The 24,543-nt window shown below is 58.2% G+C and carries 25 protein-coding genes; 16 read left to right on the top strand and 9 right to left on the bottom strand.

What is annotated here, in order from left to right:
* Positions 1-200 precede the first annotated feature (200 nt).
* The 3 genes from K349_RS0108405 (at position 201) to K349_RS0108395 (ending at position 1,866) form a co-directional block, all read left to right on the top strand.
* Positions 201-1,115: an NAD(P)-dependent oxidoreductase gene (locus K349_RS0108405; RefSeq protein WP_245588023.1), complete on the top strand. Its 915-nt coding sequence runs from the start codon at positions 201-203 to the stop codon at positions 1,113-1,115.
* 19 nt (positions 1,116-1,134) lie between these two features.
* A complete protein-coding gene (locus K349_RS0108400; protein WP_029165407.1) occupies positions 1,135-1,560 on the top strand; it encodes a hypothetical protein in 426 nt (141 codons plus the stop codon).
* 63 nt (positions 1,561-1,623) lie between these two features.
* Positions 1,624-1,866, top strand: a complete 243-nt coding sequence (locus K349_RS0108395) for a hypothetical protein (protein WP_029165406.1) — start codon at positions 1,624-1,626, stop codon at positions 1,864-1,866.
* A 103-nt stretch (positions 1,867-1,969) separates the two neighbouring features.
* Here the strand turns inward: K349_RS0108395 and K349_RS0108390 are convergent, their stop codons facing one another.
* Positions 1,970-3,124: an MGDG synthase family glycosyltransferase gene (locus K349_RS0108390; protein WP_029165405.1), complete on the bottom strand. Its 1,155-nt coding sequence runs from the start codon at positions 3,122-3,124 to the stop codon at positions 1,970-1,972.
* Positions 3,125-3,520: 396 nt separating this feature from the next.
* Here K349_RS0108390 and K349_RS0108385 point away from each other — a divergent pair, with 396 nt between their 5' ends.
* The gene (locus K349_RS0108385; RefSeq protein ID WP_029165404.1) at positions 3,521-4,450 is read left to right on the top strand and encodes a M23 family metallopeptidase; all 930 of its coding nucleotides are present in this window, start codon (positions 3,521-3,523) and stop codon (positions 4,448-4,450) included.
* A 352-nt stretch (positions 4,451-4,802) separates the two neighbouring features.
* On the opposite strand, the gene K349_RS19370 is transcribed toward K349_RS0108385, so the two are convergent.
* The gene (locus tag K349_RS19370; protein ID WP_029165403.1) at positions 4,803-5,270 is read right to left on the bottom strand and encodes a pyridoxamine 5'-phosphate oxidase family protein; all 468 of its coding nucleotides are present in this window, start codon (positions 5,268-5,270) and stop codon (positions 4,803-4,805) included.
* 191 nt (positions 5,271-5,461) lie between these two features.
* On the opposite strand from K349_RS19370, the gene K349_RS0108375 reads away from it, so the two are divergent.
* The 7 genes from K349_RS0108375 to K349_RS0108345 all read left to right on the top strand — a co-directional run bounded on the left by K349_RS0108375 (position 5,462) and on the right by K349_RS0108345 (position 12,296).
* Positions 5,462-6,271 carry a DUF1571 domain-containing protein gene (locus tag K349_RS0108375; RefSeq protein ID WP_029165402.1) on the top strand — a complete coding sequence of 270 codons (810 nt, stop codon included), beginning with the start codon at positions 5,462-5,464 and terminating at the stop codon, positions 6,269-6,271.
* 22 nt (positions 6,272-6,293) lie between these two features.
* On the top strand, positions 6,294-6,923 hold the full coding sequence (locus K349_RS0108370; protein WP_157367339.1) for a hypothetical protein: 630 nt from the start codon (positions 6,294-6,296) through the stop codon (positions 6,921-6,923).
* 251 nt (positions 6,924-7,174) lie between these two features.
* Entirely contained in the window at positions 7,175-7,597 is a 423-nt protein-coding gene (locus tag K349_RS0108365) for an avidin/streptavidin family protein (protein WP_029165400.1), read from the top strand.
* A 297-nt stretch (positions 7,598-7,894) separates the two neighbouring features.
* Positions 7,895-8,155, top strand: coding sequence for a stage V sporulation protein S (locus tag K349_RS0108360; RefSeq protein WP_029165399.1), 261 nt, complete (start codon positions 7,895-7,897; stop codon positions 8,153-8,155).
* Positions 8,156-8,261: 106 nt separating this feature from the next.
* Positions 8,262-9,554 (top strand): histidine--tRNA ligase, encoded by a 1,293-nt coding sequence (gene hisS / locus K349_RS0108355; protein ID WP_029165398.1) that lies wholly within the window; start codon positions 8,262-8,264, stop codon positions 9,552-9,554.
* 84 nt (positions 9,555-9,638) lie between these two features.
* Complete coding sequence (aspS, locus tag K349_RS0108350; RefSeq protein WP_029165397.1) at positions 9,639-11,435, top strand: aspartate--tRNA ligase; 1,797 nt, start codon at positions 9,639-9,641, stop codon at positions 11,433-11,435.
* Between the two features lie 180 nt (positions 11,436-11,615).
* Positions 11,616-12,296, top strand: a complete 681-nt coding sequence (locus K349_RS0108345) for a metal-dependent hydrolase (RefSeq protein ID WP_029165396.1) — start codon at positions 11,616-11,618, stop codon at positions 12,294-12,296.
* A 115-nt stretch (positions 12,297-12,411) separates the two neighbouring features.
* On the opposite strand, the gene K349_RS0108335 is transcribed toward K349_RS0108345, so the two are convergent.
* The 4 genes from K349_RS0108335 to K349_RS0108315 form a co-directional block, all read right to left on the bottom strand.
* Positions 12,412-13,278, bottom strand: coding sequence for a MurR/RpiR family transcriptional regulator (locus K349_RS0108335; protein WP_029165395.1), 867 nt, complete (start codon positions 13,276-13,278; stop codon positions 12,412-12,414).
* Between the two features lie 77 nt (positions 13,279-13,355).
* Entirely contained in the window at positions 13,356-14,723 is a 1,368-nt protein-coding gene (locus tag K349_RS0108330; protein ID WP_169731326.1) for an MATE family efflux transporter, read from the bottom strand.
* A gap of 53 nt (positions 14,724-14,776) precedes the next feature.
* On the bottom strand, positions 14,777-15,859 hold the full coding sequence (locus K349_RS19140; protein WP_029165393.1) for a radical SAM protein: 1,083 nt from the start codon (positions 15,857-15,859) through the stop codon (positions 14,777-14,779).
* Positions 15,860-16,239: 380 nt separating this feature from the next.
* Positions 16,240-17,115, bottom strand: a complete 876-nt coding sequence (locus K349_RS0108315) for a triphosphoribosyl-dephospho-CoA synthase (RefSeq protein WP_029165391.1) — start codon at positions 17,113-17,115, stop codon at positions 16,240-16,242.
* Positions 17,116-17,345: 230 nt separating this feature from the next.
* Between K349_RS0108315 and K349_RS16825 the strand changes: the two genes are divergently transcribed.
* The 5 genes from K349_RS16825 (at position 17,346) to K349_RS0108290 (ending at position 21,719) form a co-directional block, all read left to right on the top strand.
* On the top strand, positions 17,346-17,855 hold the full coding sequence (locus K349_RS16825; RefSeq protein WP_029165390.1) for a metal-dependent transcriptional regulator: 510 nt from the start codon (positions 17,346-17,348) through the stop codon (positions 17,853-17,855).
* Between the two features lie 43 nt (positions 17,856-17,898).
* Positions 17,899-18,159, top strand: coding sequence for a glutaredoxin family protein (locus K349_RS0108305; protein ID WP_338022313.1), 261 nt, complete (start codon positions 17,899-17,901; stop codon positions 18,157-18,159).
* A gap of 16 nt (positions 18,160-18,175) precedes the next feature.
* Positions 18,176-19,051: a LysR substrate-binding domain-containing protein gene (locus K349_RS0108300; protein WP_029165388.1), complete on the top strand. Its 876-nt coding sequence runs from the start codon at positions 18,176-18,178 to the stop codon at positions 19,049-19,051.
* A 236-nt stretch (positions 19,052-19,287) separates the two neighbouring features.
* On the top strand, positions 19,288-21,210 hold the full coding sequence (locus tag K349_RS0108295; RefSeq protein ID WP_157367338.1) for a lytic transglycosylase domain-containing protein: 1,923 nt from the start codon (positions 19,288-19,290) through the stop codon (positions 21,208-21,210).
* A gap of 26 nt (positions 21,211-21,236) precedes the next feature.
* Entirely contained in the window at positions 21,237-21,719 is a 483-nt protein-coding gene (locus K349_RS0108290; RefSeq protein ID WP_029165386.1) for a YbaK/EbsC family protein, read from the top strand.
* A gap of 129 nt (positions 21,720-21,848) precedes the next feature.
* Here the strand turns inward: K349_RS0108290 and K349_RS0108285 are convergent, their stop codons facing one another.
* From K349_RS0108285 to K349_RS16820, 3 genes are all read right to left on the bottom strand, one after another.
* Positions 21,849-22,274, bottom strand: a complete 426-nt coding sequence (locus tag K349_RS0108285; protein ID WP_029165385.1) for a PPC domain-containing DNA-binding protein — start codon at positions 22,272-22,274, stop codon at positions 21,849-21,851.
* A 105-nt stretch (positions 22,275-22,379) separates the two neighbouring features.
* Positions 22,380-23,537 (bottom strand): MFS transporter, encoded by a 1,158-nt coding sequence (locus K349_RS0108280; protein WP_029165384.1) that lies wholly within the window; start codon positions 23,535-23,537, stop codon positions 22,380-22,382.
* Positions 23,538-23,559: 22 nt separating this feature from the next.
* Positions 23,560-24,543 carry an asparaginase gene (locus K349_RS16820; RefSeq protein ID WP_034265268.1) on the bottom strand — a complete coding sequence of 328 codons (984 nt, stop codon included), beginning with the start codon at positions 24,541-24,543 and terminating at the stop codon, positions 23,560-23,562.

Genomic DNA, 24,543 nt, shown 5'->3' with positions numbered 1-24,543 from the left:
TCCGATAGCGGATCTGTCGCTCTTTCTTTATCGCAGTATAGCACGCTCTCGGCTGGCGAAGGTGCTCCGGAATTCCGGTAGTTTGGTACAATGGAGGAACATGCGGAAACCCCGCGAGGGTTTTCTTTGAACGGTTTCCGGTCCCTGTTTTCAGAGAGTGAGGCGTCCGGAATCTGTTGGTGATGCAAGGAGGAGAGGACATGGACGGAATGGCTGTTTCCTTCGGTTGTGGGGATGGATCGAATACGACACTGCCCGTCGTGGGATTCATCGGCCTTGGTGTCATGGGACGGAGCATGGCGGGGCATATACATGCCGCGGGATATCCTCTCTGCGTTTACAACAGAACCAAATCCAGAGCGGAGGAACTTGTCGCGCAGGGAGCCTTTTGGTGTGACACGGTAGGAGAGCTTGCCGCTCGAAGCGATGTCGTGATCACCATGGTGGGTTTCCCCAGGGATGTGGAAGAAGTTTATTTTGGTGAAGGGGGCATCCTGGCTTCCGTACGCAGGGGATGTTACGTGGTGGATATGACCACTTCCAGCCCGGAGTTGGCGGTGCGCATTCATGGCGAAGCGTCGCAACGAGGAGTCGCGGCACTGGATGCGCCGGTTTCGGGAGGCGATCTCGGAGCGCGGGAAGCACGGCTTTCCATCATGGTCGGTGGTGACGAGGATGCCTATCGGTGCATTCTCCCGCTCTTCCAGGTCATGGGCAAGAACATCGTCTACCAGGGGAAGGCCGGGAGCGGTCAGCACACAAAAATGGCGAACCAGATCGTCATCGCCTCTCAGATGATGGGCGTGTGCGAGGCCCTTGCCTACGCGGAGAAAGCTGGTCTGGACCCAAGGAAGGTGCTTGCCAGTATAGAGAGCGGTGCAGCGGGGAGCTGGACACTGTCGAAGCTGGGACCACGAATGCTCGCGGGGGATTTCGAGCCCGGTTTTTATGTGAAACATTTCATCAAGGACATGCGCATTGCCCTTGCGTCGGCGGAAGAGCTGCATTTGGACACTCCCGGCCTCAGAACCTCTCTCGGTCTTTACGAGCGCCTCGCCGGAGAGGGCGGAGAAAACGAGGGAACCCAGGCCTTGTTCAAACTCTACCGGAGATGACGTGAAAGAGGGGTTGAGCGTGGGGGAGGCCGGAGAAGTACGGGAACGAAAACGGCGGATCCTTTACAATGCAGTGGTGGAGTCGAATGACGAAGAGGGGCGCATTGCCTCGGTGCGGCTGTTCAGCTCCAACGAGCGAGCGAAAGCCTATGTGAGGTCCCAGGGAAAACGGAAGAAAAATGCGCGTTTTCTCGTGTTGCGCACCGATCTTCGGGATGGTACGCAAGAAAGCGGAGAAGGTGAGGACCCTCTGTGGATCGTTCTCATGAGCGACGGTCCCGTGCCGAAGACCCTGTCGGTTTTCTTGAGCGAAGTGAACGCGGCGACCCACGAGATCCGCCTCAGGCAGACGAACGTGAAAAGTGCCAAGGGGATAACCTCGGTGGCCTCGTGGCCGTGTGTGGTGGATGACGACGGAGATTCCCTTTCTCCGGGAGAGTCTTGAAATGCTCCGGCAAGGAGCGACTCCGAGAGGATGAAAAAAGAAAAAAGGAAGGATTGATGCGCGATGAGCAGGGCGTTCGTCCGGGAAGAGAACGAAACTGCGGACGATCGGGCTGATTTCGAGCTGGAGAAGATGAAAGAAGAGTGGCTGGAAATCCAGGAGAAGAAGCTTCGTTTTCTCCAGAGCGATCCGAAATCAAAGACGATGGATCAGGCGAAACGGAACGAATGGATTCGCACGATCTCGGCGGATATCGAGAAAACGCGGGGCGAACTGGAACAACTCCGGCGGAAGAGAAGCGGGTAAATTCGCGGTGGAGGCGCTTTTCGGCCTCCACCTTTTTTGGATACGGTGTTTTCCCGGGGGAAAAGGATGTCACCCCGCCTTTCGAGAGCTGTCTTTCCATGCCTCAGGAACATACTCCTTCAGCGATGATCGTCTCGGCGATCACATCTGCCGCCAGGGGGGCCGCGATGGCCAGTGCGTTCCTGCGCATTTCCCGACGCTTTTCCTCGTCGGCGAAGAGAAGGCGGAGATAGGTGACTACGTCCTCTTCGTCCGGAGCGAGAATGCCCGCACCTTTTTCCTGGAGATAGGCGGCGTTGTACAACTCCTGATAGGGGATGGGGTTCACCAAAAGGAGGGGGACGCCTGCGCAGAGGGCTTCGCTCACGGTGAGCCCCCCCGGTTTTGTGATCATCACGTCCGCTCCGGCCATGAGTTCGTGAAGATTGTTCACAAAACCGAACTTGCGAAAAACGACCGTTTCCGAGGAATCCATGTCGTCGATCTTTCTCAGGAGATCCCGGTTTCTTCCGGTCACCACCGTCAGCGCAAGAGGCATTCCCGCGTCGAAGATGTCCCGCATGATCCGGATGGCCTGGTTGTCCGGAATCGCACTTGTCACGAAGAGTACCGAGAAAAGCTCTTCTTTGGGAGGGCAGAGCGTCGGCGGAGGCGAGACGGGTGTTTTTGGGGCGACCTCCGCGGCCTCGGGATGCAGGGCCGCATACTTTCGGAGCACGGGAATTCCCGAGAGGACGATACGCTCTCGTTCCACTCCCATTTCCAGAAGGGCGTCACGGACCCAGTCTCCGGCCACGAAGTAACCGTCCACGCAGTCGTTTTTCCAGAGCTTGTGAAGGCCGTAGTCGGTGACCACCGTGTAAATCTTTCCTCGGTAGAGATCCTGTTCTTTCATGCGCGAGAGGACGTTCGCCGGAAAATAATGGGTGCACAACGCCACGTCGGGCATGTTTTCCTCGATAAAGCGCATGAATCCCTTCACGTTGTTCACACGGAGCTTTTCCACGAGGCGAACCACGCCGCTGGAATTTCTGTCGCGGTCGAGCAGTTCGTAGACGAAGCGGCAGGCCAGGTGAGAATGTTCGCTGATGAAGTCGTAGGCATCGCTGTAGGACCAACGGAAGACGGTGTTGGAAAAATTGAAGATGTCCGTGACCACGTTGGGAACGTTTCGTGCGTTCAACGCTTCTCGAAGTGCCATGGCAGCGGTTTTGTGGCCGTTGCCGGCGGTGATGTAGGTGATCTGCACAGGTTTCATGACGCCTCCAGAGGATTACGGCGAGGAAGGCGGAGTGCCGCACATCGCCGCCGGGGTCGCTGTTCGTGTGATACCGATGATTTCCCCAATCTTCTTGCATGGCTTCTTTTCGGTCAAGCCGCATAATGGCGGAATCGGATCGGAAGGGATCTTGCCACCGCCGCATGAAGCAGGGAGAATGGCACCTTGTGGGGTGCCAAAGCGGTCGATGACGAGGGAAACGGTCATGGAACGTGTTGCGACGAATGCCGTGAATGGCCTGTGAAAAATGAAAAGGAATCTCTGAATAAGGTTGCGTCAGCCCCGCAGGGCGCCTCGCAGAGCCTGATGCGACCCGAGTCAAGGAAAAGCGAAAGGCCTTTCTTCAGAGCTTCCAAAATATAAAGGAGGGGAAATATGGAACGGAGGAGTGACGGAAGGGAAGGTTCCGCGGAAAAGGGGCGGCGATGGTCCTCTCTGATTTTTCTCGCCTGGTTTCTCTTCGGGATGGGAGTGAGTGCTTCCACGGCCATCGCCGTTGCGCCGATAGGGGTGGAGTGTCCGGAGACCGTGCACATCGGCGAACCCTTTCGGCTTCGAGTCCGCCTTCCTGCGGTCTCGAAGCCGAAAACGCTCCGGGTGGCCTGGCTCGGTATTTCCCTGGATGTGGAGCTGCGCTGCCGTGGCGGTGATTGCGAGGGAGAGATCCTTCTCGGTACCGAGGTGGGCAAGGCCAAGCCGGGGACGCAGACGCTTCGTCTCGTGGCGGATGTAGAAGGGGAGAAAGTTGTCCTGCAGCGGAAGATCGCAGTGCGGGCAAAACACTATCCCGAGACCAGACTCTCGCTTCCGGAGAAGATGGTGACCCCTCCAAAGGATGTTCTCGAGCGTATCGCCCGGGAGCGGGAGCAGGTCCTGAAAGCCCGGAAGACCTTCACGGCGCGGCGTTACTGGACATTGCCCCTCCAGCGTCCGGTGCCCGGCGTGGTCACGAGCCCCTACGGGGGAAGACGTATCCTGAACGACAAACCGAGAGCCCCCCATGGTGGAGTCGATTTCCGCGCAGCCTCCGGAACACCCGTGAAAGCTGCGGTGGAGGGCATGGTCATCCTCACCGGAGAGCACTACTATGCGGGCAAGAGTGTTTACATCGATTCGGGGAACGGCATGATCTCCCTCTACATGCATCTCTCGGAAATTGCAGTGAAAGAAGGCGATCTGGTGCGGAGGGGACAGGTTCTCGGAAAGTCCGGAATGACCGGCAGAGCCACGGGGCCACACCTCCATTTCGGGCTTTGTCTCGGAGGACAGCTTGTGGATCCCCAGTCCCTTTTCGACGAGCGCTGAGAGACGGCAGGAGGTCTTTCAAGAGACGGAGGACGAAGGAGGCGGAAGCGGAAAGCGCGGGAAAACCGCATCAGGGCTCTCATTGCCTGGAACACGGTCTCTTTTTGTTTTCTACGGTGTCTCGGAAAAATTCCTCCGAAACGCCTCTCTTCCCAGCCGGAGACAACGCAGATCCGCCTGGTGCGATGCCCTGCTGCAAAGAACCAGGCGAACCTGCGAAAAAAGACCCTGGCTAGGATGTTCTTCCCGCTAGGGAATCTCTGAAAAGGCTGCGTCAGCCCCGCGGGGCGCCTCGCAGAGCCTGATGCGACCCGAGTCAAGGGAAGGCGAAAGGCCTTTATTCAGAGCTTCCCTAGGATTGCTTGAACCCTGATTCTTTGCCGGTCATGTCCGCGATGTCCACCCGGATCACCGCAACGGCCTGAAGCGCCGCGTCGGAAAAAGGAAAGGGTTCCTTCCCGTAATGGGTAATCACAGCGTTCAATCCGTGTCTTTTTTCTTCGGGGGTTTCAAGGATGGTCGCCGTTCCGCGGCCCACGACGCTGCGGTAGCGCATGCTCCAGTTGCAGGGATTTTCCGCGGTCAGAATCTGCAGATCCGTCTCCACTTCAAAGGCGACCCTAGGGTCTCTGCGGATCAGGTCGAGTTTTTTCCCTGACGTCGCGCCGTGAAGGAAGAGTTTTCCGTCCTCGTAGCCGAAGTTCAGGGGAACGATGTAGGGATATTCCTCGTCGAACAGGGCCAGGCGGCAGATCTCGCTCCTTCGCAGAACATCCTCCAGAAGGTGGCGCTCGGTGATTTCCTTGTCCTTTCTTCTCACGGCATTCCCTCCCCTACTCACAGGAGCGCTTCTGGGCGAAGTGACGGCGGCGGGCCCGATGCGCGAGTGCGTTTTCTCTCCGCAAAAATGTTCAGTAGACCGCGAGAATGGTAGAATGAAAAAAGGGAAAAAGCAAGCGGGCAACCCTGGGCGGATTCTTGAACCGGAAGCGGAGAGGACGGTGGAGAAAAATGCTCCTGCATCGAGGAATCCGGAGTCGAGGTTGTCTTGCTTCTTTTTTTGTCGCGATCTGTCTGCTCTGTTTGACCGTGCTTTCCTCTTTCGGTGACGAGCGTGTGCTCCGTGACGGGGACGCCCTTGCCGCGGCGGAGGAACTGCTTGCTCGATTCGAGGCCGCGATGGGAGGACTCCGGGAGTATTCCTGCCTGTTCACCAAGCGGGAGTGGAAGGACGGACGGCAGCTTCCGGAGGAAGTGATTTTTCTCAAGTTCAGGGTCGATCCGCGAAGTGTCTACATGCGGTGGGTCGGGACGGAGAAGAAGGGGCAGGAACTTCTGTGGAGGCCGGACTGGAATGAAGGCAGAATTCACGTCCATCCCGGCGGGTTCGGCTCCTTCGTCGCCGTGAATCTCGATCCTCTGGGAGCGAAGGCGACTGCCTCGAGCAGGCATCCCGTGACAGAAGCGGGATTGCCGTATCTGTTCCGCATCCTTCGGGAAAATGTGGAACTGCTCCGGGAAACGAGCGCGAGCGGCTTGCGCCTTTATCCCTCTCCGGAGGATGGAGAGGAAGAGTGTATCATCCTTGAGCTGCCGAAGTGGAAGAACGCCGACCTTTACTGCTACAGGACGGAATTCTGTTTCCAAAAAGAGACGTCGCTTCCGAAGCGGGTTCGGAGCTGGGATTTTGAGGACGGGGACCAACGGCTTGTGGAGGACTACATGTACGAGGACCTGAGGGAAAATCCCGGTTTTTCGGATGCGGAGTTTTCTCCGGAAAATCCCGCCTACGATTTTCCCGGCAACTCCCCGTCCCGGTGATCGTGGTAAGGAGAGAATGTCCGTGAACCGTCGAAAACTGCCGAAGGGCGACATCCTGTTCTTTCTCGGGCTCCTGATTCTCTTTTTCCTCTGGGGCGTGGCTCCGGGTGCGCTCTTTGTCGTGACATCCGCGCTTGCCTTAGGCTATCTCCATTTCGTCTCTCGGGAGGATGTCCCCCTTCATTTTGCCGTGGGGCTTTTGATCTCCTTCGGATATCTGTGTATTTTCAGGAACGTGTATTCCTACGGGCGGTTTGACGTGAAGCTCCTGTCCTTTCCCCTTTTCCCCCTTTTCGCATGGCCTACGGCCTTCTGTCTGCTTCATTACCTGACCAAGCGCGTCGCCGAATCCGTCGGTGTCGTTTCCGCAGGGGGACGAGTTTTGCTCGGATATCTTCTCTATGTGCCGTGTCTTCTTTTCGTGGAATACGTGGGGTATCACGTTGCGGGCATTCATCTCGAATCGGCCTACCCTTCGCTGGGTTTCCTCGACTGCATGCATATTCCCGCCCCGTTGAAAGCCGTCTATTTCGGCAATGGGTTGCTCTTTCTCCTGATCGTGTTCGGAATTCTCGATGAAAGACACATCATGCCGGTTTCCAAGGCGGCGCGTTCCACGGAAAACGCGCATTCCCCGGAACGAAACGAGTGAGTCACGGGAAAAAGCCTCCCTGCCTCCGTGGTTCTACGGGAAATTACGCATGTCTCTTCTTCGAGGTGTGCTAGTCTTTTGTTCGACTGCGTTCAACTCGCGAATTCTTCCCGAAAAGGGGGTGTTCGGTCTCGCCTGAAGGCGACGTCGAGGGCGGCACGCGAGGGTTTGCAAGACGCTCTATGCTTGGGCACGAGAGATCAAGGAAAAAACGAAGCTCAGCCAGACATCTAAGGAGGTAATCTCGAATCATGAAGAAGTCTCTTTTTGCAGTATGCACCGCTGTCGCTCTTCTGGCTCTCTTCGCCGGCGCGTCTCTGGCGGCGGCGACCATTCCGAATTTCTCCGGGAAATGGACGTGGAAAAACGAGGCGGGGGACACCTTCACCATCAATCTGACGCAGAAGAATGACATCATCAAGGGGTCCCATGAGGCCACCGCCGAAAATGGGGCCAAGGTGGACTCCAGCAATGGCGAGATCAGCATCTACGGGAAATACGTGGATGGAGCCTTTCTTGTGGAGTTCCGGAGTTTTGTCAGCGACACCAAGGGGCGGGCCATGATGCGGTTGGAGGACAAGGGAAAGGTCCTTCTCTGGCAGCTCGTGAATTATCCCGAGGGCGAATACTATATCCCTCAGGGCAACGTGTACATGAAGAAGGTGGCGAAGTAGACCCGTTTCGCCCTTTTGCGATCTCGGAAGACTGGAGAAGGCGAAGACCGCATTCCATCGGGATCTTCGCCTTCTCCAGTCTTTTTTCGTTTGATTTTCCCCCATGGCGGGCTGGTTCTTCCTTTGCTTGCGCGGTTTCTGAGAAAGGGATATACTCACCATCGGATCTCTGTCTCTGATTACTGTTTCTTCATGTAGTGTTTCTTCGCGGCGAGATCCACTATGGACGAAGAGATGGCGGATGCAGGTTTTCAATCCGTCTCGCTTTCAAGTGTGACCGAGAGGAGGCGGAAGTCCATGGAGGTCCTGAAGGTATCCGCGAACTCGCAACCCAAGGCTGTGGCGGGTGCTATTGCCGCAGTCCTTCGGGAACAAGGGGGCGTCGAGGTGCAGGCCGTCGGTGCCGGGGCGGTGAATCAGGCGGTGAAATCCATTTCCATCGCCAGAGGGTACGTGGCGCCCAACGGTATCGACATGATCTGCATACCTGCTTTCGCCAAGATCGAGATTGACGGCGAGGAACGCACCGCTATCAAATTTCAGGTGGAACCCCGCTAAACACGGTCACCGGTGCGATTCGTGCGTGCGTGCGCGGCGGCTCGACCCTCCGGGTCGGGTCGCTTTTTCATATGGATGGATCAGAAACCAGAAGGAGGCGTAGGGCATGGAGAGCATCAAGGCGCCCCGTGGAGTTCGGGACATCCTTCCCGAAGAGTCGTGGAAATGGGCGTTTGTCCTGGATGTCGCCCGTCGAACCGCCGAGGATTTCGGCTACGCGGAAGTTCATCTTCCCGTGTTCGAGCACACGGAACTCTTTTCCCGGGGGATCGGCGAGACGACGGATGTGGTGGAAAAGGAGATGTACACGTTCCAGGATCGAGCGGAACGGAGCCTTACTCTCCGCCCCGAGGCCACGGCCTCCATGGTTCGTTCCTATCTCGAACACGGCATGCACCGGGGAGTGCAGCCCGTCAAGCTGTGGTGTGCCGGTCCCATGTTCCGCTACGAGCGTCCTCAGAAAGGGCGCTACCGTCAGTTCTGGCAGCTTGACGTGGAGGCGATTGGTGCGTCGGATCCCTTCGTCGATGTGGAGATCGTTGCCCTTTCTTTGGAACTGTATCGGCGTCTTGGGCTCTCCAATCTCGAAGTGAAGATCAATTCCGTGGGGTGTCCAGAATGTCGTCCCACCTATCGAAAGACGCTGCGGAGCTTTCTCGAACCCCGCTTGAGCGAGCTGTGCGATACTTGCCGAGGCCGGTTCGACAGGAATCCTCTTCGCATTTTGGATTGCAAGAACCCCCAGTGTGCGGCCATCGCGGAGCAATCGCCATCGGTGGTGGAAAGTCTCTGCGGGGAGTGCGGTACTCATTTCGGGCTTCTGCAGCGTGGGCTCGAAGAAATCGGAGCGAGTTTCTCCCTGGACAAGCGCTTGGTGCGGGGGCTCGACTACTACACGAAGACCGCCTATGAAGTGCTCTCGGGGGATCTGGGATCCCAGAACGCCGTGTGCGGCGGAGGACGTTACGACAATCTCGCCGAGGCCATAGGCGGACCACATGTGCCGGGTGTCGGTTTTGCCTCGGGCATCGAAAGGATTGTTCTGACCATGGAACAGCAGGGATGCTTTACGGGCTCGGCTCCCCACCCGGCTGTCTTCGTGGTCTGTCCCGACGAAGAGGCACGCCCGGAGGCGTTCGCGTTGCTGCATCTTCTGCGGCAGTCCGGTGTCTCTGCGGACATGGACTTCACCGGGAAGGGAATGAAAGCGCAATTGAAGGTTGCGGCGGGCAAGGGGGCGCTCCTGGCCTGCATTCTCGGCAGCGAGGAGCTGCGTGCTTCCCGGATGGCCGTCAAGGATCTCGAAAGCGGGGAGCAGCATCTGTACGCTCGAGAAGAAGGAGTCGCATCGATTCGCAGTCTCCTCTCGAACAAGGGTATTTCCCGGAAAGACGGCTGAGCCGGGCGAGCTTTTTTGGCCGCATCAGCGGTTCCTCTTTTCGAAAAGCGACGAAACTCTAGGAATACGAAGGTGATGGGTATTATGGAGCGGCGGTTTTTCGATGCGACATGGAAACGAACGGTCTATTGCGGGGAAGTCGGCTCACGTCACGAAGGAACAGAAGTGTGTCTCAACGGATGGCTTCGTCGCCGCCGTGATCTGGGGGGCATCATCTTCATCGAGTTGTGGGATCATACGGGAATTGTCCAGATCGTGTTCAACCCCGAGGAACAGGAAGCGATCCATGACTTGGCGGGAGAACTGCGGAACGAGTACGTGCTCGCTGTCCGGGGCGTGGTCCGCGCCAGACCCGCTGGAACGGAAAACTCCTCGATTCCCACAGGATTTCACGAGGTCGCGGTTTCGGATTTTCTGCTCCTCTCCCCGAGCCGTGCCCTTCCCTTCGACATGAACGATGTGGACAAGGTGGACGAAAACCTCCGTCTCCGCTACAGATATCTGGATTTGCGGCGCCCCAGGTTGCAACAGAATCTCCGGGTCCGCCACCGGATCGCCCTGTTTACGAGAAACTTTCTCTCCAACGAGGGCTTCCTCGAAGTGGAGACGCCCATGTTGACCAAATCCACGCCCGAGGGCGCTCGGGACTATCTTGTTCCCAGTCGGGTCAACCCGGGGATGTTCTATGCTCTTCCCCAATCTCCCCAGATCTTCAAGCAGATTCTCATGGTTGGTGGCTGCGACCGCTACTACCAGATCGTGAAATGCTTCCGCGACGAGGATCTTCGTGCGGATAGACAGCCTGAATTCACCCAGATCGACATCGAGATGAGCTTCATTACCGAAGAGGACATTCAGTCCCTTATGGAAAAGTTCATGCAGGGACTTTTCAAGGACATTCTCGGCGAGGAGCTTTTGTTGCCTTTTCCCAGGATGACCTGGAGAGAGGCGATGGAGTCTTACGGAAGCGACAAGCCGGATCTTCGCGTTTCCGCAAAACTTGTGGATCTTCACGATGTCTTCGCCGACTCAGGAATGGAGGCGTTCCGCACCCTCCTCACCGAGGGGGGAAGTGTCCGCGGATTGCCCTTTATCGGCGGAGCGGCGCTGTCGCGAAAGGAGTTCGCCGATCTGGAGGCGAGAGCCAAAGCCCTCGGTGCGGCGGGTTTGGCGGTTTTTCAGGTCAAGGAAGGTACTCTCAAGGGACCTCTTGTCAAATTCCTGGACGAGGCGGCTCAGAAGCGACTCCTTGTCGCGGGGCAAATCGGCGAGGGTGATGCGCTCCTCGTCGTGGCGGACAAGGACTGGCGGAAAGCCTGTGGCATCCTCGGCACGCTGCGGCTCGAACTCGCTCGGGAACGGAACCTTGTCGAGGAAGGATGGCGCTTTCTCTGGGTCACGGAATTTCCCCTTCTCGAACGGGACGAGGAAGAGAATCGGTGGGTTGCCGTGCACCATCCCTTCACCTCGCCGAACATGGAGGATCTCGGGCTCCTGGAGAGCGATCCCGGCAATGTGCGTTCCCGGGCCTACGACATGGTCCTCAATGGCAACGAGGTGGGGGGAGGTTCCATACGCATCCACGATTCGGAGGTGCAGCAGAAACTCTTCAGCGCCCTGGCCTTCACGCCTCAGGATGCGGAGGAGCGCTTCGGCTTCCTTCTCGATGCGCTGCGAAGCGGAACACCGCCGCACGGAGGCATCGCCTTCGGGTTGGATCGCCTGGCCATGTTGCTCTGTGGCGGGCGATCCATACGGGATGTCATGGCCTTTCCAAAGACACAGAAGGCTCAGTGTCTCATGTCCGGAGCACCGGGCCCGGTGGAGGATCGCCAGCTGGCGGAACTTCATGTGACGAGAGCGCTTTCCTCAAAGGAATAAGCTCGAAAAACGGAGTCCTCGCGGCAAAAGGAACGAGGGAAACAATGCGGAGGTGGAGTCCATGGGCACTCCTCTCCGCATTGTTACGTTTTTTTCGAGAAGGCCGGGATGGTTTCGGTATAATGGAGCCGATGGAAGTGCGGGCCCCCGCGCAAATTCCGAAACAAGGAGGAGATGGGAATGCAAATAACGTTTCTCGGACATGCCGCGTTTTACGTGAAGAGTGAAGGGCTCTCGGGTCTCATCGATCCCTTTCTCTCGGGAAATCCAAAGGCCGCATGGACGGCGGACTCCGCGAAGGACGTGAACTACATTTTTCTCACCCACGGTCACGGGGACCATCTCGGTGATACCGTGGCCATAGCGAAACGCACCGGGGCTACGGTGATCACGAACTTCGAACTCGCAGCCTATCTTGAGCGACAAGGAGTCGCCACCCACGCCATGCACATCGGTGGTCGGACCACCTTTCCCTTCGGCAGAGTGAAGCTGACACCGGCATGGCACGGCTCGGGCATTGCCCACGGCGATACCGTGCTCTACGGGGGAACTCCCGCGGGCTTTCTCTTGGAACTCGAGGGCAGGAAACTCTACCATGCGGGCGATACGGGGCTTACCATGGAAATGCAACTCCTGGGCGACGAAGGAATCGATGTGGCGCTGCTTCCCATCGGAGGGAACTACGTCATGGACGTGGAGGACGCCGCGAGGGCCGTGGGGTTGCTGCGTCCCAAAATCACCGTTCCCATGCATTACGATACCTTCCCGCTCATTTCTGCCGACCCGGAGCATTTTGCCTCCCTTTTGCGGGGGAAAACGGAGGTGCGGATTCTCGACCCCGGTGAAGCGCTCACCCTTTGAGACGGATCAGCCGACACGGGTTTCCATGTCGGCCTGGACTCGGAAGATCTGTGCAGATTTCGGGATGAAACGGAGGATCCCCTTCCAGAGGCGCATCCGCGCCTCTGGAAGGGGATCAGTATTTGAGACCGAAGATGGGATGGAAAATGCGCGTGTCATACAGAAAGGCCGTCTGCTCCTCCAGTGCCTTTTTCGCCTGTTCCCCCAGGCTGATGGCGAGGGCCGAGGTGAGGACGTGTACGAGGAAGAGCGGTCCGATGATGCTGCTTCCGAAGGTCGGGCTCGCGGCGCTTACGAAGAGGGTGAGTTCACTCTCCTTGCAGACGGGAGCGGCGGGACTGTCGGTAATGCTGATCACCGAGGTGCCTTTTTTTCGGCAGATCGCGACGGTTTCGGTGACTTCAACCACATAACTGGGCAGTTCGCAGACCACGAGGAGATCCTCAGGCCCGACGGAGCGGGCCTGTTCGATGAGCGTGAGGGAGCCCCGCCGAAGGGAATGTCCGCCGAGTCCCATGACGCGGAGGCGTATATAGAGAGATTCCGTGACGAGAGAAGAGATGCCCCAGCCGAGGCAGTAGATATCGCGCGCCTTGCGGATCAGGCGACAGAAGGCGAGGATTTTTTCCTGGTTGAGCTGGGTCCAGGTGTCATCCAAATTGGCATGCTCCATGCGAAGAATGGTCTCGTAAAGGCTTTCTTCCCTGTCCATGGATTTCGCGAGCATCGCTGCGGGATTCACCTGCTCGAGAATGGCTTCTTGCAGCGCGTCCTTGAGTTCCGCATAGCCGGCGAACCCGAGCATGCGTGCCACGCGTACCAGCTGTGCCTTGGACACTTCCAGTTCGTCCGCCACTTCGCCGATGGAGCGAAATGCAGCCTCCCTCATGTTGCTGAGGAGATAGGCTACGGCTCGCCTTGCCTTGGTGGGCATCTGTTCCATTTTTTCCTGCATCAGCGCCTGGAGATGCGAGCGATCCATGGAGGTCACCATCCTGTGAGCGTGATGAACTTCGGTAACATTAACGTCACTTTAGTGTACGGAATACAGGAGGAAAGTCAAGACGAAGGGGCATCGAGTTTTTCTATTCGTTTTTGTGCGATGGAGAGAAAGACCAGGGAGAGCACAAAGGAGACAAGCGATGAGAGAGGCTGGCACCACCAGACACCGTCGATGCCCCAGAGCATCGCGAAGAGATATGCCGCAGGGGCTCGAACGACGAGGGTCCTCACAATCTGGACTGTCATTCCGAAGAACGTGTACCCTATCCCCTGAAAGAAGCCGTTGTAGGTAATGTCCAGCGCGGTGAAGACGTAGCCTGTTACCGAGGCGCGAATGGAAGCCGCCGCCATGGCGGCGACGTCCGGATCGGGGCGGAAGAGGGCAAGCAGGGGATAGGGACACGCGAAGATGAGTGTTCCCACGACGAGCATCATGATCGTGTTGGTCGTCGCTGCCAGGTGGACGCCTTCCTTTATCCGTCCGAGGTCGCCTTTGCCGAGATTGTATCCCACAAAGGGGATCAGTGCGGCATTGATGCCGAAGACGGGCAGAAAAGCCAGTCCCTCGATGCGGTTCCCGAGCATCCAGGCGCCTATTGCGTCGGCCCCGAACGTGGAGAGAACCTTGTTCACGCCAGCCATGCCGAGGGACATGCTGCTCTGGGAGAGAGAAACGGGAAGTCCCACAGCGATGATACGCCTCCAGGTAGCGGCAAAGGTCGGTTCCCAAAGGGGGAAAAGAGGAAGGGGGATGTCGCTTGACCTGCGCAGTGCGGCGGCGACGTAGAGGATCGAGACGATGCGGCCCATGAGAGTTGCGAGGCTCGCCCCCGCGATACCCCAGCCGAAGGCGAACATGAACAACGGATCCAGCAGAGCGTTGAGCCCGTTGCCGAGGACCATGCTCACCAGAGGAACCATCGTGTTGCCCTGGCTGCGGAAGGTGCTGTCCGCGAGGATGGAATAGGCCATGAAGGGCATGCCGAGAAGAATCCAGTAGTTGTAGCGGTAGCACTCTTCCAGGACTATGTCCTCGCCGCCGAGGGCCGCGAAGAAGATATCCGAAAAAGGCCTGTAGAGAAGGGGCATGGTCGTCAGAGAGAGGAGAAGCGTGAGGATGAGTCCTGCCCGTGCGGTGGTACGGGCGCTTGCAAGATCGTTCGCCCCCAGATTTCGGCTCACGAGGGCCGTGCATCCCACGGCCATGCCGTTGGTAAGAGCAAAAGAGATGAACAGAAGAGGAGAGGTGAGGGATGCCGCGGCAAGGGGGACTCCGCCGAGCCAGGCGATGAAAATCGTGTCAACAAGATAGAAAAGGGTATGAAAGAGCATGGATGCCATGGAGGGAAGGGCAAGGCGCAACAGAGTCCTGCCCACAGGACCGAAACCCATGTCCAGGCCTTTGTTTCGGGAAAACCCGATCACGCCGTCTTCCGGAGAACGTGTCGTTTTTTCGTGTTCCGAACCGGCATTTCCCTTCAAGGTACGTTCCTCTCTTCGTCCACCTTCGCTCCAGGCGCCTCGTTGTCTTTGTCGCCGGGCATGTTTTTCGAGACGTCGCTTCCTCTCCGGTTTTTCACACCTCCAGTCCAGAAAAGAAGACGGAGCACCTCGACGGGTTCCGCGCCGGTGATGCGGGAGAGAAGGCGTATTCCCCATCCGCCGTGTCCCGTGAGCAGGGATCGCTGTGCTGCGGGAACGCCCCAGGGACCTCGGGGGTTTGTTTCGGCAAGCTCCAGTGCCAGGGCCGAACCTCGAACCAGTTCACCCAAGGCTGGGTGGTAGGGGCCGGCGACAACGGACTTTCGTAGGGAAATTGTTTCCTGGAGTCCGATACGCAGAACGGGAAAACCGAGTTTTTTCGCATGCAGAAGCCATCGGCCCCCCTGTATTGCCGCGTCCTCCACGGAGAGCGGTTCGTATCGTCCCTGGCGAAAGCACCGTTCCAATTCCGTACCGGCAAGAACGAGACAGGGATACAGGCGCAACGGAAGTTGCCGGGGGTCCGAGAGGGTTGCGAGGCGGCGGAGGTCTTCCAGCACCGAGGAAAGGTTTTGCTCCGGAAGACCCAGCATAAGTTGGACTCCGACGGGTATGCGGTGGGCACGCAGTTTTTCGATGCCCGAAAGAACTGTTTCTCCGTCGTGATTCCGGTGTGATGCGGCGAGGACCCTTGCATCGAGCGAAGCGGCCCCGAGTTCTGCCACTGAGATCGGATAGGTTTCCAATTCTTCCAGAAGAGAGGCGTCGTCAAGACAGCGGGGATGTGTGGAGAAACGGAGCAGGCTTCCCGGAGGAGCTTTTCGGAAGGACTGCAGGTATTCTCGAAGAAGAGATCTGGGAAGGCAGGTGAAACTGCCCCCGAAGAAGCAGACTTCGAACGGCTCGGGAGATGTCGTTTTCTGCCCTTTTTCCGAGGAGATGCCTCTGCTGCGGGTGAAAATGGTTTCTGCGACATCCCGAGGAGAGGGCGGTTCCACTCCGGTGATTTCCCGTTGATCGCAGTAGACGCAGCGGGAAGGGCACCCTCTCATTGGAAGAAAAAAAGGAATCCGCCGCATGGTCTTGTACCCCCTGCTCCGTCGAAGAGCGGAAAAGTTTCGGTCGGTTTTCCCCTAGGTCTGTCTCGGTTGTTGCGGGCGCTTCTCCGGATGCGGGAGGCATTATACGCGGCAGCCCCCCCGTTGACAAGGATTGCTGCGGGCCAGGAGATATGCGCGCCCTCTTCTCATTCTCAGCGACGACGGTTTCCTCTCGTGTCACGGTCAGGGCCGGGGGGTGCCCTTTTCGCCCTGATATCTCAAACGCTTCGGGATCCATTTCCCGTATCGTTCCTCGATGCGACGCGGGGAGCGGGGACGAGAGTCTCCGCGCTTTTCCTCATCGGTGTCATCTCTCTCGAGAAAGCGCTCTTTCGTGTTCCGAGTTCCGAGAAAAGATCTCATTCGAAAAACCGGCTTCCAGTTTCCTCGCACCAGTGGAGAAACACTGTTGCCGCGAGAAGGTCCGCCGCACCTCCCGGGCTGATCCCTTCGGAGGAGAACCGTTCGTCAAGGGAGTATAACCTGCTTCGTCCCTCGGTGGTGAAGACGCTTCCCTGTTCGAGCACGTCCAGAACGATCTGTTTGTATTCTTCCATCCAGAAGAGAAACCCTTTTCGATGCATGACGTTGCTGTCCTCGCCGACGAGCATGAGGTGAAGCAGGCAGTGTAGGGCTGCGTCGTTGAAGGAACTTCCTCTTTGCAACGCATCTTTCAGGGCGGGAAGGCCATGGTGAAGCAACGAGGGAAATCCTGCCTCGGCTTCGCCTCGGATGCCGGTGACGCCGTGCTCCAGGTAGAGTTTCTCTCCATGGGTCAGGGGTCTCGGCGGGAGGGATGAGCGCAACGGTGCGAGTTCTTTGGCCACGCATCCCCGGACGGGTAGAGAAGCGATGTGGCAGAGGGGCACTGCCGCGGGTGGGGTTTTCTGTGCCACACACCGTCCTCCGCCGTACAGGAGCAGGGAGAGAATGAAGATCAAGCCCTTGTGGGTGTTGATACCTCCCGTTGCGGAGAACATGGTTTTCTCCATGAAAAGACCGTTTTCCCGGAGGCGGGTGAGCGCTTTTTCGGGAGGGACGGCCTCCAGACCCACCCGGGCCTGTTCCCGCCATTGAGGCGCGAGAGACCGGGCGCTCGTTACGAAGAGGTCGAAATCCATGTCCTTGTGGGCTCCCGAGGAAAAACGATCCACAAGGCCTGGCTTCGGCGCTGCGTAAACTTCCCAAAGGGTGGCGGCGGCGGCGAGAAATCCGAAAAGTGCGTCTGCGGGCATGTGTGAGACCTCCCCTGTCTGTGTGGCTCGTCGCTGTTTTGCCCGATCTTTTCCGCGATGCGGAGGGATGATGGCGCTTCGTGTTCCACCCGGAAACGAAGGATCTCGTGGTACCTTCTTCTCCATCAAAAGGATAGGGTCAAGGTAATGATTCGTGTTGACGGAAAGTGCGACGTGAGGCATACTCGAACTAAAATAGAAAGCACTAACAAAGGTAGGTGGATGTATAGATGGCAACCGTGACGTCCCGGGGCGAAGATTATCTGAAGACAATATACAAGCTCCAGCGGGAACGCAAGGTAGTGCGCATGAAAGATCTCGCCGCGGAACTCGGTGTTCGGGCGCCCACTGCAGTGGGGGGCGTGCTCCCCCTCAAGGAAGAGGGGCTTGTCCGGCAGGAGCGGTACGGTTATTTGGAACTCACGGAGGCTGGGGCCGGTCTGGCTGAGGAGATTCTCGAAAGAGAACGGCTTCTCGGCGCTTTTTTCCAGGATGTTCTCGGCCTCGACGAGGACGCGGCATTGTCGAACGCATGTGCGGTGGAGCATTGCATTACACCTGTGTGCCAGGAGCGTTTTACTGCCTTTCTCCGTTTCCTCCACGTCTGTTCTTTACCGACGCCGCGCTGGCTCCAGCGGTATCATGAGTACCTCAGGACGGGCGAACTTGTCCGATGCAGTTGTGATCACAGCGATTCCTGCACTTGTGGAGATTCTTCGGAGATTGTCCACGAGTCGTGAAGGGGTTTGCACCTCGTGGTACAATCCCTGAAGATTTCGTCGAATGGAGGAAAACGGAATGACTATCCGGCTTTATAGCACATCCACATGTCCTTGGTGTGAAAAGGTGAAGGCATACCTTCGGAGGCGGGAGGTGGCGTTCGAGGAATGTGATATTGCCAGGGATCCGAGCGCGGTGGAGACCATCAAAACGCTCACGGGCCAAGTGGGCGTTCCCGTCCTCGACATCGATGGGCGCGTCATTGTCGGATTCGACCGGGACGCCATCGACGACGCGCTCGGCGCGTTCGTCGAGGCGAGCTGATTCTTCGGAAAAGATCGTGGACAGCAGGGAACTCGAGAGTTTCATCACCACTGTCGAAAAAGGGAGTATTTCGAGAGCGGCTGCCTTTCTGGGGCTCTCTCAGCCCGCAGTGAGCAAACATATTTCCAAACTTGAAGAGGAACTCGGAACGGATCTTCTCGTTCGTGGGCACGCACGCTCGTTGTTGACCCGTCAGGGAGAGGTCGTCTATCGCTATGCCCTGCAGGTCCTCGAACTCCAAAGGGCTGTTCGCAAGGAGATCGCCGAGACTTCCGGAGAAGTGGAGGGGCTTGTCCGCCTCAGCGCCAGTTCGATTCCGGGCGACTTCCTCCTGCCGGAACTTCTCGTTCGTTTTCACAGGAGCTATCCCCGGGTTGAAGTGGAGGTGTCCGTCTCGGACACGAAGCAGGCGCTGTCGGATCTGATGGAACGACGTGCGGATCTGGCTGTGGTGGGAGCCGAGCGAAACCTGCCGGGACTTGCGAGTACCCACTTCTTCACGGATGAACTTGTGCTGCTTTGCCCTCGGGAACATCCCTTCGCTAAAAGGGAGTCCATTCTGCAGGAAGATCTTGCCGGGCAGGAATTGGTGGGGCGCATCGACGGATCGGGAACTCGCCATGTCCTCGAGGAGGCACTCCGGAATGGGGGTCGGGCGATTCCAGCCTCTCCGCTGCGTTTCGGTCATACCGCCGCATTGGTGAGGGCCGTCGCCGCCGGAGGAGGGATGGCGGTGGTCTCCTCGCTTGCGGTTCCTTCCGACGGCAACCTCGTGGCGCGTTCCTTCGCACCGCCTCTCCTGCGCCCGTTCTTCTTCGTTCACGGCAGCCTGGCTTTTCGGCCGGTGAAGACCCTTGTGGAATTTCTCCGTCAGGAGGTGGGGATGCCGTGAGCTTGTTCGCGGAGAAAGGTTTCTTCCACTTCCTGTCTTCGGGGCGTTCGCGGTTCCTTCCACGAGGGCGAATCCGGACGCCGTTGTCGCTCTTCTTTTGCCTCGGGCTTTGTGTCTTCGTTTTTGCCGGACAACCTTCCGGAGCGGAGGCAAAAGAAAACGATTCCGTAGACGTCCTTTTCTGGAACAGAAAATGGCAGCCTCTGAATGCTCTTGTCGTTGCCAGGAGTGCCGATTTGTCTCCCCGGGAACTCTCTGTCGCTGCGAATGCCCTTTGGATGCAGCGGCGTTACGGAGAGGCCATGGAACTTTTTCACAGAATCGGAAAAGATTGCCCCCAGGAATTACACCCCTATATGGAGATGCTCTTTGTTCTCGGAGAGGAGCGTTCGGACAGAAAGCAAGCGGGGCTTGAAAGGGCGAAGAGCCTCTGGAAAACCGCACCTCAAGGGCTCAAATATTATGTTGCGTATGCGCTGGCCCGGCTCGAACGGGATCTCGGCAACACCGCGGCGAGCCGCACATGGTTCCGCCAGATGGTGAAACTCGGAGACGACAAGACGCTGCGCAAGCCTGCACTCGACGCACTGCTGGCGTTTCCCGAGGCGGAAGTGTCCGATGCGCTCCGCATGCTCGACGACTACCCCATGAATCGAACAGCCCTCAAGCTTCTCGGAAAAAAGAAGAATCTCGGTGCCGACGCCCTGACGAAGCTGGGATATGCCGCTTACGTGGATCAAAACTACGCCAAGGCGGCGCAATTCCTCAAGGATGCGGAAAAGAAGGGGGCAGGGGAAAGGGCCCGATTTTGGCACGCCTTTTCACTGTACCGAATGGGGAAGGCAAATGAAGGGATCGCTCTCTGGGGGACTGTGGCGATCTCGGGAGATCGCTATGCGGAACGAGCGGTGAAGCGGCTGGACATTGCCGCGAGAAACGGCTATCGCGATGTTGTTCTTCCTCTTCTGTCCGAAGTGGCGGAAAAACGCACGGGCAAACCAGGAGAGGCCGCAGCGTACTATCTTGTGCGGCTTCAGGAAAAGAGCGCTCCGGAAAAGGCCCTGGAATGGCGGGCAAAATTGTTGAAGGGGGCTCCCCGCAGCTTCTATGCGGCGGAGCTTCTTTGGGAGGATGGTTGGCGTGCCTGGCTGCGCGACGAGTGGAAGACCGCCGCGCGGTTCTGGGAACAAGGGCTCGAAACCTCCGCCGGAGGCGACTGGCCTGCAAGGTTTCTCTATTGGAGCGCCGAGGCGCGGGAGCGAATCGGAGACGGTGCATCCGCTGTCCGGAACCGCCAGCGCCTGGGCGAGTCGTTTCCAACGAGCATCTATACCTTTTGGCTGAATCCCCAGGGATCGAAACCTATCTCCGATGATCTGCCTCCTGTTCTTCAGGGGGAGGGGAGTCTCCTCGAGCAATGGGGATTCATCACTTATGCGAGAATCCAACTAGGAAAGAGTTCCTCTCCCAAGGACCGTTTTCACGCGGCCCGAATCGCCCGATGGCAGGGGGACATTCGGGGTGCCTATCATCTGGCGGGAACGTTGGCAGGGCTTCTTCAACAGGGGAAGACGCTTCCGCGGGAGTTGCTGGAGATGCTTTATCCCCGGCCTCACGAAAAAGAAATCCTCGCTGCGGCACAGCGTTTTGGAGTGGACCCGCATCTGCTCTGGGCGGTGATGCGTCAGGAAAGTGCCTTCGACCCCAACGCCACCAGCTATGTGGGTGCCATGGGACTCATGCAGCTCATGCCCGCCACGGCAAAGGGCGAAGCGAAAGGATTGGGCATGGAGCTGGGGAACGCCTACAAGCCGGAGACGAACATTCTCTTGGGAACAGCCCATCTTTCCATGAACCTCAAACGTTTCGACGCCATCGAGCATGCCGTCGCCGCCTACAACGCCGGTGGTGGGGCGGTGAAGCGCTGGCTCGAAAACGGGCGGGACATTCGTGAATGGGTGGAGAGTATTCCTTACGAGGAGACCAACGGATATGTCCGCAAGGTCATGGCCAATCACTTTGTGTACCGCCTGCTTTATGCCGGGTCCGCACCGTCGTCCGGCGAAAACGGCGGGGTCTTGCAGGGAGGGGAGGCTTCGGAGATCCCCTCCGAGATGGAAGTGCAGGAATTCGTCGAGGAGGAACCGGCCCAGGAATAGAGAAACACCGAGGAGGGGAACAGCCGTTGCAGCAGACGCAGCAGACGGATTCTGTCGAAAAAGTCCGTAAATGGCTCCACGAAGCGGGATTTCCCGTTGAGATCCGGATGACCGAGGCGACTATCTTCACCGTGGAGGATGCCTCCATGGCCGTGGGCGTGCCGCCGTCGGAGATTCTCAAGAGTATTCTGCTTCTCGCCGATGAAAGGCCCGTGCTTGCTCTCATGAGCGGTCCGAACAAGGTGGACCTGAAGAAAGTGAAGCGGCATCTGAATGCCCGCAAGGTGCGCATGTGCGATCCCGATTTTGTCTTCGCCTATTCGGGGTTCCGCATCGGCGGAGTTCCTCCCGTGGGATACCCGGAGCAGCCTTTTGCGCTTCTTGATGAAGAACTCTTTCAGTTCCCCGTGGTATGGGCGGCGGCAGGCTCGGATCACGCTTTCTTCCCCATTTCGCCGGAGGAGTTGCGACGCATCACCGGAGGCGAGGCCAGGGACATCAAAAAGTGACGATGTCTTTGGGCTCGAGGTGCCTTTTCCGTAACCGCTCCAATGCATCCGACGCAACGAGGGAGCCACAGGGCTCCCTCGTTGCGCATCGTGCGTTCCCTGCGTTCCCTGTTGTCGCCTTGTTCCCGGTCATTCTCTTTTGAGCGGAAGAATCGCGTCGAACCACCCGTCGAACTTGCGGGCGAGACTGATGGTATTCAGTGGTTTGAGGAAGAGTTCCACATTATGGTCCGCCACTGCTCGGAGGAGGTGCCCCCCCACCACGGAGTGATCGGGTTTGCTCAAGGCGCCGTGCAGGTGGGGGTAGAGTGCCTGGTCCTTGATGCTCACATTGCCGCTCAACGCAAGAAGTTCGAAGACCTCACCGTATTCCTTCGTCACGTATTCGTTGCCGTTGAACCAGCCGAACGTAACGTCCCGTAGCATTCCCACACCGCCTACGACCACGGCGGAGTCAATGTTGTTCTCCTCACACACTTGGGCAATACAGCTCCGCACATCTTCACCCTCGGAGAGCCGGATGGCCACTATTTCGCTGGTCGCCGCGTAACGCATGGTCTCCACCTCCTCGTTTCTTGTGTTTACTTGTATTCTACCATAGTACAGTGGAAGTACAATGGGCAAGGCGAATTTCAGGAGGAAATGTTCGGTCGTTTTTCTTCAGGAAGAGGAGGGAGAATCGGAAGATGTCGGTGCGGCCTGGGGGCGGAACCATTTCCAGCAGGCTACCGTGGTGGTGACGGCCAATCCCCCGGAGAGAAAGAAGATCGAGGCGAGAGAATGGCCGCCGATGCTGCCCCCGAAAAGCGGACCAAGCGCCCACGCAGTGTCCTGGGACGTCATGTATCCCGTGAAGGCGGCATTGCGGTTCTTCGGAAACAGTCGTGCCGTAAGAGCCATCATCGAGGGGTCGAGCGGCCCCTGAAAGAGGCCGTAGAGTCCTGAGAAAAGAGCAAGGACTGCGGTTGTCTTTGCCAGGCTGATGCCGAAGACGGCGACGGAGATGCCGCAAAGCGAGGTGAGGACCACGGACATGGGGAGGAAGAGGCTGATGCGCCGGGCCAGAATGCCCCGAGTGAGGAGATTCCCGAGACTGTAGGGAATGAAAAAGGCCGAGGCGTAGCTGCCTCTGGATGCAGCGAGGAGTGCGACGAATGTCTGCACGATGCAGTTTACGAGGTTTTGCGCGAAGGTGATCGTGAGAATCTGCCGGAAAAGAGAATTTCGCAGCATGTTTTCGGGAGTGCTTCGGTGTTCCTCCGGGGACGTGTCCCGAAAGGTGAGGAGGGACGCACAGCCCAGGGCGGCGAGGGCCAGGATGCCGAGAGAGAGGAAGAAAGCCCCCACCTGTTCCGAAAGGAGGAGTTTTTCCGCAAAGGGAACGATCACCAGTTGTGGCAGGATGGTGGTGAGCCCGAGCCAGGAAAGCCCGCGTTGGAGGAGGGGGAGGGGAAGCGCGTGTGAGGCGTAGACGATGTATGCCACGAGAAGAAACGACAGAGAAACGCCGTGAAGCATTTTTGCCGGAACCAGGAGCCAGAAGCGGTTGCCCGCCAGGTACATCGCCAGGGAGGCCAAGGCGAGAAGCGCGGAGGCGAGTATGAGGGTCGATTTAGGTCCCATGTGATCGAGAACCCATTTGACGGCGGGACGAGCGAGGACGAGCGCGCAATCCATGGAAAAAGCGAGCCAGGCCACGTCCATGGTTGAAAACCCCCATCGGACCAATTGGATGGGGAAGGCGAAGAACGTCATGGCGACGCACAGGTGGAGAAACGCCGTGCTCCACAGAAGGAGATAGTCCCTTTTCCAGGTCATGGGTTCGGAAGGGCGCGTGCTCTCAGCCCTCTAGGAGGTAACGCTGGAGGTCTTTCCCGGCGAGTCCGGCGCCGAGGCCGACGGCGAGGCGAAGACGTGCCTGTTGAGGGCGGAGGGCGCCTCCGTCGAGGACGCCCATTTCCATGAGCCTGGTGGCGCTTCCCTCGTAGGATCGGTTCTTGACGACTCTCCCCTGATTGCACCGGGAGGTGATGACCACGGGAATTTCCTTACGCACGAGGTTTTTCAGGTGGGGCAGCCACGAGGGGGGGACATTGCCCATGCCGAATCCGGCGATGACGAGTCCATCCAGGTCCGATGTCTGGCTCAGGCAGGCGAGAAGGCGGTCTCCGCTTCCCAGAGACGCGGTGATCAGTTCGACTTCCCTGGCGGGAATGACCGATTCTCCCAGTGCGGTGGGGCGTGTGGGGCGCCGGTTGATGAGGAGCCGTTCTCCCACGATTTCACCGATGGGGCCTCTTCCAGGGGCGGCGAAGGCATCTCTCCGATGACTCACGTCTCTTGTCACTTCCGAGGCGCTGAAGATCTGGTCCTGCATGCACACCACGACGCCGAGTCCCCACACGGCTTCCGACGTAGCGGCGAGGAAGGACTGATACAGATTGACCGGCGCATCGGAGCCGAGGTTTTCCCACTGGACGAGTGCTCCGGTGAAGACCAATGGTTGCGGGTAGACCCAAAGGAGGTCCGTGAGGTAGGCTACTTCCTCCAGAAGGTCAGTGCCGGAGGAGACGACGATGCCGGAAACACCGTCTTCGACGAGTTTTCGCAGGAGTTCAACCAGATCCGTCGCCATCCGTATGGTATAGTGGCTCGTGGGTTGGCGGCTCCATTCCACGAGCTCCACGTCCAGTTCTCTCAAGTCTGGAAAGATGGAAAGGTCGCAAAGAGGATGTTCTTTGCCGTTCTCTTCCCCTTTTTTTGGGGAAGATGGCAGGGCTGGACCGCCGGCGATGACGAGGGCGAACGTACCACGTCTGGGCAA

This window comes from Aminiphilus circumscriptus DSM 16581, assembly GCF_000526375.1.
In the GTDB taxonomy this organism is placed as follows: Bacteria; Synergistota; Synergistia; order Synergistales; family Aminiphilaceae; genus Aminiphilus; species Aminiphilus circumscriptus.
The sequence above is the reverse complement of the archived record's forward strand: the minus strand, read 5'-3'. Positions and strand labels throughout refer to the sequence as shown.